General features: G+C 35.1%; 11 protein-coding genes. All 11 read left to right on the top strand.

Annotated elements, in window-relative coordinates; genetic code table 11:
* The first annotated feature begins 58 nt into the window (after window positions 1–58).
* A complete protein-coding gene (gene cobA / locus ABJF52_RS16140; RefSeq protein WP_348152568.1) occupies window positions 59–832 on the top strand; it encodes a uroporphyrinogen-III C-methyltransferase in 774 nt (257 codons plus the stop codon).
* 268 nt (window positions 833–1,100) lie between these two features.
* Window positions 1,101–1,466, top strand: coding sequence for a group 1 truncated hemoglobin (locus ABJF52_RS16135; protein ID WP_348152566.1), 366 nt, complete (start codon window positions 1,101–1,103; stop codon window positions 1,464–1,466).
* Between the two features lie 259 nt (window positions 1,467–1,725).
* Window positions 1,726–3,144, top strand: a complete 1,419-nt coding sequence (locus ABJF52_RS16130) for an MFS transporter (protein ID WP_348152563.1) — start codon at window positions 1,726–1,728, stop codon at window positions 3,142–3,144.
* A 13-nt stretch (window positions 3,145–3,157) separates the two neighbouring features.
* On the top strand, window positions 3,158–3,913 hold the full coding sequence (locus tag ABJF52_RS16125; RefSeq protein WP_348152560.1) for a Crp/Fnr family transcriptional regulator: 756 nt from the start codon (window positions 3,158–3,160) through the stop codon (window positions 3,911–3,913).
* 283 nt (window positions 3,914–4,196) lie between these two features.
* Window positions 4,197–5,579: a CmpA/NrtA family ABC transporter substrate-binding protein gene (locus ABJF52_RS16120; protein ID WP_348152558.1), complete on the top strand. Its 1,383-nt coding sequence runs from the start codon at window positions 4,197–4,199 to the stop codon at window positions 5,577–5,579.
* Window positions 5,580–5,618: 39 nt separating this feature from the next.
* Window positions 5,619–6,719 (top strand): ABC transporter permease, encoded by a 1,101-nt coding sequence (locus ABJF52_RS16115; RefSeq protein WP_348152555.1) that lies wholly within the window; start codon window positions 5,619–5,621, stop codon window positions 6,717–6,719.
* Window positions 6,720–6,763: 44 nt separating this feature from the next.
* Window positions 6,764–7,603 (top strand): ABC transporter ATP-binding protein, encoded by an 840-nt coding sequence (locus tag ABJF52_RS16110; protein WP_348152552.1) that lies wholly within the window; start codon window positions 6,764–6,766, stop codon window positions 7,601–7,603.
* Window positions 7,604–7,619: 16 nt separating this feature from the next.
* Window positions 7,620–8,444, top strand: a complete 825-nt coding sequence (locus tag ABJF52_RS16105; protein ID WP_348152549.1) for an ABC transporter ATP-binding protein — start codon at window positions 7,620–7,622, stop codon at window positions 8,442–8,444.
* Between the two features lie 37 nt (window positions 8,445–8,481).
* Complete coding sequence (locus ABJF52_RS16100; protein WP_348152547.1) at window positions 8,482–9,783, top strand: alginate export family protein; 1,302 nt, start codon at window positions 8,482–8,484, stop codon at window positions 9,781–9,783.
* 204 nt (window positions 9,784–9,987) lie between these two features.
* Entirely contained in the window at window positions 9,988–10,656 is a 669-nt protein-coding gene (locus ABJF52_RS16095) for a response regulator transcription factor (RefSeq protein WP_348152544.1), read from the top strand.
* Between the two features lie 228 nt (window positions 10,657–10,884).
* The coding region (locus tag ABJF52_RS16090; RefSeq protein WP_348152541.1) for a molybdopterin-dependent oxidoreductase at window positions 10,885–13,128 on the top strand (2,244 nt) is incomplete at its 3' end.

The raw sequence follows: 13,128 nt of genomic DNA, 5'->3' as shown, positions 1-13,128 counted from the left end.
AAAATAAATACGTAGTTTTGTTATGAATTTGACAATCAGTACATAAAAAATTGACAAAATGAGAGAACAGAAAACGCCAAAAGTTAGTTTAGTAGGAGCGGGACCGGGAAGCGAAGACCTTATAACTGTTAGAGGATTACGCGTACTAAATGAAGCTGATATTATATTATATGATGCCTTGGTTAGTAAAGAACTACTTTCACAAGTAAATAAACCGATTCCAAAAATATACGTAGGCAAAAGGTGTAGTCAACATTCATTCAAACAAGATGATATAAATACATTAATAGTAGAAAGCGCTTTTAAACATGGCCATGTAGTTCGATTAAAAGGAGGTGATCCTTTTGTTTTTGGTAGAGCAAATGAAGAAATTGACTTCGTAGAATCATTTGGAATTCCTCTTTCAATTGTACCTGGCATTTCTAGCGCTTTATCCGTACCTACTAGTCAAGGTATACCTATGACCCAACGTGGAATAAGTAGTAGTTTTTGGGTAATGACCGCCACAAAACGTGACGGTTCTTTTTCAGAGGATCTCAAATTTGCATCTCAGTCAGCTACGACTATGGTGATATTAATGGGCATACGTAAGCTTAACGAGATTGTTAACGAAGTTAGTAAATATAGAGGGTTATCAATGCCTATCGCAGTAATTCAAAATGGTACAATGAAAAATGAAAGCTGTATAGTATCTACTTTAAATGATATTAAAAAATTCAAAAATACCATCGATATTTCTAAACCCGGAATTATAGTTATTGGAAACGTAGTAGCGGGGCATCCTGCCTTTTTTGAAGAGGAAATTCAACGAGTATTACATTCCTATATCTAAAATTTAAAGCAATATTTCTAAACTTATTATCGCAAAAATTACCTTGAACTATATATTTTAAAAATTTAAGAAATCTAATTCTTTAAAATTAGCAGGTCTTTTTTTATCAATTCATAAATTAAGATAGTCCATTTCACCATACTCATAAAAATGAATTTTTAAATTTCATTATATACGTATTTATACGTCTATTGTACTATTTTTAATACAGTAAATACCTCCAACAAAGCGATTCCAAAGGAATCGTATAACTTAACCTTAACAACAGATGGAATCAAAAGAAAGTTTGTATGAAAGACTGGGTGGTATGGATACTGTAAATTCTGCAGTGGATATTTTTTACGCCAAAGTATTGGCTGATGAAAGTATAAATCACTTCTTCGACAATAAGAATATGAAAAAGCAAATTGCGAAGCAAAAAGCTTTTTTATCATATGCATTTGGTTGCCCCATGAACTACACAGGGAAAACTTTACGTAAAGCACATAAAAAAATGGAACTTAATGAGTCTCATTTCGAGGCAGTTGCAGGGCATTTGATATATTCCTTAGAGGAATTAAATGTACCAGGTGATTTAATAGATGAAGTAGTAACAATTACACTTAGTGTAAAAGACGAAGTGCTAAATCGATAAAGTTTCTAAAATACGATTACTGTACTTAAATTGATTGTATTCCTTCCCGAAATTCAATTTTTATGGATTAAAATAATACCAGTGCATTTTCAATTTCATGATAAAATGCATTCAATTTTTAGAATTATCAATTTAAAACTAACAATAAATTTCAAGTTCATAAAAATAGACCACTAATTAAAAATAATTTTACAAATAAGTATTAATACGTAGAAACATACGTAGTTTTGTTTTATCTAAAACATTAAATCTGCGTATTATGGAAACACAATCTAAAAAAGCAACTACCTTAAAGCTAACAGATATCAAATCGATGCCTATTCGCACGTTTTGGATTACTTCAATAGCATTCTTCATTTGCTTTTTCGCTTGGTTTGGCATTGTGCCTTTTATGCCAGATGTTGTAAAGGACTTAGGTCTTACTCCAGACCAAAAATGGAACTCCATAATTTTAGCAGTTACTGGGACAGTATTTGCCAGATTAGCCATTGGAAAGTTATGTGACAAATATGGGCCAAGATTATGCTATACTTATCTATTAATTTTCGGAGCAATTCCTGTTATATTATTAGGGTTTGTTCAAACACCAACACAGTTTTTAATTTGTAGATTGTTTATTGGGTTTATTGGAGCTTCATTTGTAATAACCCAATTTCATACATCAATAATGTTCGCACCAAATATTGTTGGCACCGCAAATGCAACATCTGCGGGGTGGGGAAATTTAGGTGGTGGTGCTAACCGATTAGGCATGCCTTTAATTGCTGCTGCAGTAGTTAGCTTTGGTGTTGCCGATGAAATTGCTTGGCGTTACTCAATGGTAATAGCAGGTATAATTGCCATGTTAATGGGTCTTGTCTATTATTTCTTTACACAAGACACTCCAGAAGGTAATTTCTCCCAATTAAAAAAAGAAGGTAAAATGCCTACCTTAAAAAAAGATGAAGAATCATTTATTAGTGTTTTAAAAGATTATCGTGTTTGGATTCTCTTTATCGTATACGCTGCTAGTTTCGGAATGGAGCTTACCGTTTATGGTACCATGGATGACTACCTGCAAAACAATTTTGGTCTAACACGTTATACTGCGGGTAATTTAGTCTTATCATTTGCACTCATGAACATTTTTGCACGTACACTTGGTGGTTTTTTTGGCGATAAGTTTGGAAAATTAAAAGGATTAAGAGGGAGGGTACTTTTCTTAACAGTTATACTTGCCGCCGAAGGATTGATGTTATCATTTTTTTCCATGACCACTAGTTTGGCTATTGGTATGATATTCTTGATTGCATTTAGTCTTACCGTTCAAATGGCAGAAGGAGCCACTTTCTCTGTAGTACCATTCATAAACAAAAAAGCTATTGGATCTATATCGGGGATTGTTGGCGCAGGTGGAAATGTGGGTGCATTCTTAGCTGCGATGTTTTTAAAGTCAAAATCAGCCGTTGCAGAAACTACGGCTCTAGGCGCAAATTCTGAGTTGGGCGAAGCGGCGATGAAAGCTGCACAATCAGCCGCTTCTGCCGGTGCTGTCTCTAGCGGATATTTTGTTATAGGTGGTTTTGTAGTAATAACAGCATTGACAACATTAGCTATTAAATTTTCAACAGCAGATGAAGAAGCCTCTGCCCTAGCCATGAAGAAAGTTCAGCCTAATTTAGTTTTAGGAGATAAATAAGATAGTCTTGTATATGATTTCAACCTCCGACAAATTAAGTGCATCAGCCCAAAACATAAATTTGGTAAATTCTGCATGCATGGCTTGTTCTAATGAGCGTTGTTTAATTAAAAAGAATTTAGAATCTTCTGTGGTTGCAAAATTTACCGAACAACGAAAACAAATACGTTGCAAAAAAGGGCAACAATTTATAATGGAAGGTGCTCCTGTAACAGGACTCTTCTTTGTACTTCAAGGAAAAGTAAAAGTGTTACGTACTGGACTTCATGGTAAGGAACAAATTGTACGTTTCGCTAAAGAAGGTGAAATTATAGGTCATAGAGGTTTTGGCACAGCAGAGTATTATTCCATAAGTGCCGTAGCAATTGAAGATTGCACCTTATGTTATTTTTCTATAGAAAACATTCAGTTAGTTTTACAGAAAGAACCAGCTTTAACCTATGACTTGATGTTATTTTACGCTAACGAACTAAATAAAAGTGAGGCCAAGGTAAAATCACTTTCTCAAATGACAGTTCGCGAAAGAGTAATTGACACTTTACTTTATGTCAATCGAAAATTTGGGCAGCAATCTGGGTATATTTCACTTTTATTAAGCAGACGAGAATATGCCGATTATGCTGGTACAACAGAAGAGCAAATTATTCGTGTATTCTCTGCACTTAAAAAGGAAAAGCTCATTACTACAAAAGGGAAGCGAATTGGGATTGTTGACAATTCGCTTTTAAAGCAAGAAATATCTGAACACAACTTTTATTTAGATAGCTAGTAGCTACGTATTACAATCAAAATCCAATTTTTCTTACTTCAACCTCAATTACGTAGTAGTACCTATATACAAATCAACAACAACTACACTTTTAAAAGTCTAGAATTCAATGCTTTGAATAAAAAACCTGTTATATAGCAGGTTTTTAAATGCTTTTTAACCTTTCAAAATATGGTGTAAAAAGAGGGTTTCATATGCGTAATAACATATATATAATTTACAAATACGTATATATTTGCCTTAAGTAAGTATAAATACGTAGTAAATTAATAAAAACACTAATATGAAAACTAACATTACAAAAATTTCCCTTCTTGCTGTTGTTGCAACCTTAGTAATGGCATGTGGAGGAAAAGAAACAAAAAAAGCAGCTACTACAGCTGAAGAAGCTGTAACCTCTATGACCAAACAGCTAGATATTGAAAAGCCACAACTGACTTTTGGATTTATCAAATTAACAGATATGGCTCCATTAGCCATTGCGAAAGAAAAAGGCTTTTTTGAAGAAGAAGGACTTTTCGTATCGGTTGAAGCACAATCTAACTGGAAAAATGTATTAGACCGTGTTATTGATGGTCAATTAGATGGTTCGCATATGCTAGCTGGTCAACCTATTGCTGCTGGAGCTGGTTTTGGTAGACAAGCACAATTGGTAACTCCTTTTTCCATGGATTTAAATGGAAATGGAATTACGGTTTCGAATGATGTTTGGTCTAAAATGAAGCCTAATGTACCTAAGGACGGTGAGGGCAAACCAGTGCACCCAATTAAAGCCGATGCTTTAAAACCGGTTATCACTGAATATAAAAACAGTGGTAAGCCTTTTAAAATGGGAATGGTTTTTCCAGTATCTACGCATAATTATGAAATACGTTATTGGTTAGCAGCTGCTGGAATTCATCCAGGTATGTATACAGCTGATAATGTTCAAGGACAAATTGATGCCGAAGTATTATTATCAGTAACTCCACCACCTCAAATGCCAGCTACTTTGGAATCTGGTACTATTTACGGATACTGCGTAGGAGAACCATGGAACCAACAAGCTGTATTTAAAGGCATTGGAGTACCTGTTACTACAAACTATGATATCTGGAAAAATAATCCGGAAAAAGTATTTGTAATGACTAAGAAGTTTGTCGAGGATAATCCGAATACAGCAATTGCAGTTACCAAAGCTTTAATACGTGCAGGTAAATGGTTAGATGAGCCATCAAATAGAGCGGAAGCCGTAAAAATATTATCTATGTCGCAGTACGTTGGAGCTCCAGAAGAAGTACTCGCAAATTCAATGACAGGTACCTTCGAATTTGAAAAAGGTGACAAACGTGAGATGCCAGACTTTAATGTATTCTACAAATACAATGCAACATATCCATTCTACTCAGATGGTATTTGGTTCTTAACTCAAATGCGCAGATGGGGACAAATTCCTGAAACAAAGACAGCAGAATGGTACGGTGAAACTATCAAAGAAATTTATCGTCCAGATATCTGGAAAAAAGCAGCAGATTTATTGGTTGCTGAAGGACAAATTCCTGCAGCAGATGTGCCTGAAACTGATGGTTACAAAGCTGCAACGGCCGACTTTATTGATGGCACCAGTTACGATGCTAAAGACCCAATCGGGTATATTAATAGTTTCTCAATTGGTAATAAGGATTAAGAAATACTAGTAAAACAAACGAAGCAAAAGAAGAGCAAAATGGAACAAGAAATCACACTAAAAAAAGAAGGACAAGGCTTAGCTTTTTTGAAACCAATGATAGCAAAATTAACCCCAAAATTGCAACAAGCAGATTTAATATCGTGGCTTAAAAAATCAGGGATTACCATAGTATCCATCGCATTATTTCTTGGGTTATGGCACTTGGGTTCTAAAGCACTTTATAATAAGGAAGCTAATTATAAAATTGAAAAAGCATTAACTGAGCGAGGTCAAGCAGCAGCAGACGCCGAACGAGAATGTATAGCATCTGGAGACAGTAGTTGTCAACCAAATACATTACCAGCTCCAGCACAAGTTTGGGCTTCATTGCAATCTTTAATTGCAGACCACAAAGTAATAACAGCTGACAAAGCTGCTTTTGCTGAGAAAATGGCAGCAACAAATGAAAAGCTAACTGCTCAAGGTAAAGATGCTATAGTCTATACTGGTCGTGCTTCTTTTATTGATATTGTTTTAACCAGTATTAAAACTGTTTTTGCAGGGTTTTTATTAGCATTATTAATCGCAGTTCCTATTGGAATTATTATTGGACTTAGTCCTTCATTACGAAGCGCCTTTAATTGGTTCATACAAATTTTTAAGCCAGTTTCTCCAGTAGTTTGGTACCTACTTGTATTTATGATTGTAAAGACATTATACATTGGTGATAGTTCGGATAATGCATTTGTAATTTCGTTTATAAGTGTTGGTTTGTGTGCTATGTGGGCAACTTTAGTAAATACTGCAATGGGGGTTTCTTCTGTTGACAAAGACTATATAAATGTTGCCAAAGTATTGAAATTAGGAACTTTTCAAAAAGTTTTTAAAGTGATACTTCCCTCCTCTTTACCATTAATTTTTACTGGTTTACGAATTACTTTATCAGTAGCCTGGATGGTACTAATTGCTATTGAATTACTAGCACAAAGTCAGGGGTTAGGGTTATTTGTTTGGGAAGAATTCCAAAATGGTGCCAACGATTCAAATTCTAAAATTATTGTCGCAATGTTCGTCATTGGAATTATAGGATTCTTGTTAGACAGATTAATGCTAATGGTTCAGAACATGGTATCGTTTAACAAAAATGAAGGAGTTTAAAAAAGAACCCATAACGCTGAATTAATAATTCAAAACTCAAAAAAATGGCATACTTAGAATTAAACAATATATATAAAACTTATGGTGAAGGTGAAAATGCCACTGAAGTACTTTCAGATATAAACTTATCGATTGAAGAAGGGGAATTTGTTGCTATTGTAGGGTTTACAGGAAGTGGAAAAACAACTTTGGTGAACTTAATTAACGGACTACTAGAGCCAACAAGCGGTGAAGTTTTATTTAAAGGTGAACCTGTTATTGATACCAGTCATGAAAGAGGAGTAATTTTTCAGAACTACTCATTATTACCTTGGTTAACCGTTGGTCAAAATATATATATGGCCGTAAAGGAGGCTTTTCCTAAAGAAAGTAAAAGTGTATTACAGCAACGGGTAAAGGATTATGTAGCAATGGTAAGCTTAAGCCCTGCGATTAATAAGCGCCCTAAGGAATTATCAGGTGGTATGCGCCAACGTGTTGCAGTAGCAAGAGCTTTAGCCATGAATCCTGAAATGATCATAATGGATGAACCTTTAGGAGCATTGGATGCACTTACCCGAGGAAACTTGCAAGACGAGATTTTAAATATTTGGAGCAAAGACAAGCGCACGGCATTATTAATTACAAACGATGTGGATGAGGGAATTTATATGGCAGATAGAATCATCCCATTAAAACCAGGACCGAATGCAACTTTAGGTCCTGAATTTAAAATTGATATTGATAGACCAAGGGATAAAACAGCGTTGAACGATAATCCAAATTATAAAAAAACGCGAAACGCGATAATAGAATATTTAATGGATATAGGTGATCAACGAAAATCTGTATCTCATACCGAATATGTACTTCCAGAAATAAGTCCAAAAAGCTTTGTAGCCTAATTGAAAATTATAGAACATGAGCACTGAAACGACAATTGATAAATCGATGACAGAGAACGGAATCTTATATCCTTCGAAAGTGATGTTAGACCTCTCTAAACTAAAGAAAGTATACCCGACTCCAAAAGGAGATTATGTTGTTCTTGAAGATTTGGATTTACAAATAATGAAAGAAGAATTCGTAACTATTATTGGCCATTCAGGCTGTGGAAAAACAACCATGCTTTCTATGATTGCCGGTTTAAATCCAATTTCCGGGGGCAACATTGCTGTACTAGGAAATCCGGTAAAAGGACCTGGTCCAGACAGAGGAGTCATATTTCAATCCCCCAGCTTAATGCCATGGATGACAGCATTACAAAACGTAATGTTAGGTGTAAATCAAGTATTCTCCCATGCTACAAAAAAGCAACGTACAGATATTGCTAAGTACTATTTGCACAAAGTAGGATTAGAAGGAGCTTTTGATAAGAAGGCATCTGAACTTTCACAGGGCATGCAACAAAGAGTTGGCATTGCTAGGGCATTCGCAATAAAACCAAAAGTACTACTATTAGATGAACCCTTCGGAATGTTAGATTCATTAACGCGTGGAGAATTACAGGATATCTTAATCGAAATCTGGAACAAAGAAAAAATTACAGCGGTAATGATTACGCACGATGTAGATGAGGCTATTTTCTTGGCTGATCGTGTTGTAATGATGACAAGTGGCCCGAGCGCTAAAATTGGTGATATCCTAGATATAAATTTTGAAAGGCCAAGGACGCGAAAATCAGTTTTAGAACATGACGATTATTACACCTACAGAAAGCATCTTATCGACTTTTTAGAACATTAAAATTTAAAACATAAACACATATTAAAACACTAAGATTATGAAAAATAAATACATAATATTATTCCTATTACTGTTATCGTTTCAGTTTGCTTCGGCTCAATTTGTACTCGATGGTGAGTTTAAACCACGAACTGAATTTAGAAGTGGTTTTGGTAGTATTATTCCTGATGCCGCAGATTCCGGTTTTGGAATAGCCACCCGATTACGATTAAACGCTTCCTATCAATTTGAATCTTTTAAATTTTACATGAGTTTACAGGATGTTATGGTTTGGGGTGAAAACCGTCAATTAAAACCTGAAGATAGTAACAATTCATTCGGAATTTTTCAAGCATGGGCAGATATCAAGTTAGGCGAAGGCTTTTCTACAAAAATAGGACGTCAAATGTTAGTGTATGACGACCAACGTATTCTAGGAGGAGTTGATTGGGCGATGCAAGCACGAAACCACGATGCAGCACTGTTGAAATACAAAAAGGGAAAATTTATGATGGACATAGCCTTGGCGTTTAATCAAGACTTTAGTTCAACTACAGCAAATCCAGGCGGATTTCAATCAGTTAGCACTGCCTATAACACCACGGGATTCTTTTCATATAAAACCATGCAGTTTTTATATTTAAAACAAAATTGGGATACATTTTCTGCCAGTGCACTACTAATGAATAATGGATTCCAAAATTTTACAGGAGATCCAGCAGTTGCCGATGGCGTTAGTAATTTACTAACATTAGGTACTCATTTAAACTATAAAAAAGGTGCTTTTGGTGCAGCCTTCAACGGCTATTTACAATCAGGTGAACGTCAAAACAGCGTTGACGTTGGTGGAGCGTATTTATTAGGGTTAGACCTAAGCTACAAAGTTTCAAAAGGAGTTTCACTAGGTTTAGGTGCTGAAATAATAAGTGGTAATGATACTGCTACTACTGACAAAACAGAAGCCTTTTTTCCACTATACGGCACCAACCACAAGTTTAATGGTTTTATGGATTACTTCTACGTAGGCAATCATGCTAATTCAATAGGTCTTACTGATATACATGCAAGCGCTAAGTTCGCATTAGGCAAAACCTCAAGTCTTTTAGTAAAAGTGCTAAACTTTAGTGGAGAACAAGAGTTAGCAAGTGGTGAAAAATCATTAGGTACAGAATTAGATATAGTGTTTGCTAAAAAATTCAAAGGATATGGGTTAGCAATTGGATATTCTCAAATGTTTGCTAGCGATGGTATGTATGAATTAAAAGGCGTTACAGAGGCAGCTGCTGCAAGCAGTCAAAACTGGGCATTTGTACAATTAACAATGAAACCTAAGTTTTTAAATACTGCAGCAAAGAACTAATAAATTTTAATTTGCTTCGTTCGGCTATCATAACCCATCATGGGTTGTGGTAGCTTTTTGTATTAAAAACTAAAAAACAGACCGAAGGTTTGAACATTACAGGTCTAATAAAAGTCACCTAAAACCAACAAATTTATAATTACTTGATACTTTCTATTACCTTACTTATATTTGTACGTACAATTACTTATATTTTATTATATTTTGAATCAAACCACCATAGTTTTAGTAGACGACCATTCATTAGTTCGCGATGGCATTAGAGCACTATTAGAAAGTGAAGAAGATCTTAAAGTAATAGGCGAAGGCGCCGATGGCACAGAAGCAATTACTTTAGTGGATGAGAAAAAACCTGATTTATTGGTCATAGATATTCGTATGCCAAAAATGACAGGGATTGAAGCGGTTGAAAAATTAAGCGCTATAAATGCAGATGTAAAATGTATCATACTTTCGATGCACGATTCAGAAGAATATATTCTTCAATCGGTTGCTGCGGGAGCAAAAGGATATTTATTAAAAGATACCGGAAAAACGGAATTTATTAAAGCGATACACACTGTACGAGACGGCGGAAAATATTACAGTGGTGACATTTCGAATGTATTGGTCAATAACCTATTGAATCCAAGTACAAAAGCTACCTCTATTTCTAAGAATGATTCAAATTCAAATACTCCTTTTGAATTGACTAATAAAGAAATCCAAGTTTTGGAACTCGTATTATCTGGACTAACCAATCAACAAATCTCAGAGAAACTGCAAAACAGCAAACGAACTGTTGAAACCCATCGTTTTAATTTAATGCGAAAAATGGAAGTTAAAAATTTAATAGACTTATCAAAAAAAGCTCAGGAATTTAATTTGGTATAAATAAGTCTTTCATATTTTAGGGTTACACAATTCGACAAGTACATCCACTTTCTAAATTAAAAACATTGGTTTCATTTATAACTATTCCATAAATCTGAACTTCCATACCTTTTATTTATCAATCCATCAAAATAACCCTTAACTATTATCGTATATTAACTACGTATTAATACGTATTTTTGTAACTTGCCACTCAGTAGTGTAGATTTTCTATCAAAAGAGTTGGCAATGCAAAAAAAGAAAACAGAAAAAACAATATGCTCCTATTGCGGTGTGGGCTGTGGTATTTTAGTGGATATAGATCACAAAGGCGTAATTAAGGTTGAAGGTGATGAAGATTACCCGTCCAACAAAGGCATGCTTTGTTCAAAAGGTAGAAACCTGAATTATGTTGCACAAGATACTAGCGACCGAATTTTACATCCACAAATGCGATGGAGTAGAAATCATCCTTTACAAAAGACAACATGGGAAACTGCTTTTGAACGTGCCGCTGCTGTTTTCAAAAGTATTATTGACAAATACGGTCCAGACAGCGTAGGTTTTTACGTTTCCGGGCAGTGTTTAACAGAAGAATATTACTTAGCTAATAAAATCACCAAAGGTTTTATTGGTACGAATAACATTGATACCAATTCTCGATTATGCATGAGTTCTGCAGTGGTGGGTTACAAAAAAACGATTGGTGAAGATTCAGTACCAATTTCCTATGAAGATATTGAATTAGCAGATACTTTTTTAATTGCCGGAGCAAACCCAGCATGGTGTCACCCTATTTTATATCGCAGATTAGAACAACGCAAAGCTGACAATCCAGAGGTAAAGGTAATTGTAGTTGATCCTCGTAAAACTCAAACTGCAGCTGCAGCAGATTTACATTTACAAATACTACCAGGTACCGATGTAATTTTATTTAATGCAATCGCGCGCTGGTTGATAGACAAAAGAAAAATTGATAAGAACTTTATAAAAAAGCACACTGTTAATTTTGAAGAAGTAAAGGAATCAGCTTACTCATTATCTATTAGACAAGCAGCAGAAAAATGTGGAATTACAGCTTCAGAAATACGAAAAGCCGCACAGTATATTGGTGAGGCAAGCAAATTTCTAAGCATGTGGACGATGGGACTCAATCAGAGTGTGATTGGAGTTTCCAAAAATGTAGCGCTTTTAAACCTTTCCTTATTAACAGGCCAAATAGGTAAACCAGGTTGCGGACCATTTTCATTAACGGGACAACCCAATGCCATGGGTGGCCGCGAAGTTGGAGGAATGGCTAATTTATTAGCAGCACATAAAGATCTAGCGAATCCAACACACAGACAAGAAGTAACAGATTTTTGGGGCGGAAAAGAGATTAAAGAAAAACCTGGATATACCGCTACTGAAATGTTTGATGCCTTAGATAGTGGTAAACTAAAGGCGATATGGATTATATGTACGAATCCGGCAGTGAGTATGCCTAACGTTAATAAAGTAGAACGTGCCTTAAAAAAGGCAGCTTTTGTTGTGGTTCAAGACATTTCACACAATTCAGAAACTACGAAATTCGCCGATTTACTTTTGCCGGCTGCAGGGTGGTTAGAGAAAGAAGGTACAATGACTAATTCTGAACGTCGAATAAGTTATTTACCAAAAGTAATAAATCCACCAGCTGAGGCTTTACCTGATGTTGAGATTCTTTGGCGTTTTGCTCAAGCTATGGGCTTCAGTGGTTTTGACTACGAGAATGCAAGTGAAGTTTACGACGAACACTGTTTATTAACCAAAGGGACCAATATTGACATCTCTGGTTTATCGTATGAACGTTTACAAAACGAAGGTAGCTTTCAGTGGCCAGTTCCTAATAACACTCACCCAGGAACTCCACGATTATTTTCGGATTTATCGTTTCATACCCCTGATAAAAAAGCTCATTTTAATGCCCCACTGAGTCTTTATAATTCATCCGAAGAAACCGATATAAACTATCCGCTAATATTAAATACAGGTAGAGTTAGAGACCAATGGCATACACGTACTAAGACCGGAAAAGTAAAACGATTATTAACACATATTCCGCAACCTTACTTAGAAATGAATAAGGTAGATGCCTATTTAAAAAAATTAAAAGATGGTGATATTGCAATTGTAAAAAGTCGAAGAGGTAAAGTACAAGTTAAGGTAAAAGTAAATTTAGACATTCGTGAAGGTGTTGTTTTTCTACCTATGCATTGGGGTAAAATTTTGAATAATGATTTTGGAAGAGCCAATAATATTACCAATGATATTGTTGATCCAATTTCTAAAGAACCGGATTTTAAATATTGTGCTGTTCAAGTTGAAAAGCATGTTAAAGTAACACAAAAGGTTGTGGTTATTGGAGCTGGTGCAGCTGCATATCGATTTATACAATCATATCGCGAAAAAAACAAAAAAGATGAGCTTCATGTTTTTTCAAAAGAACACGATCCGTTTTACAATCGTGTATTA

This window comes from Aurantibacter sp. (assembly GCF_039941195.1).
Lineage (GTDB): Bacteria > Bacteroidota > Bacteroidia > Flavobacteriales > Flavobacteriaceae > Aurantibacter_A.
This window is presented reverse-complemented; position numbering and strand designations above follow the sequence as displayed.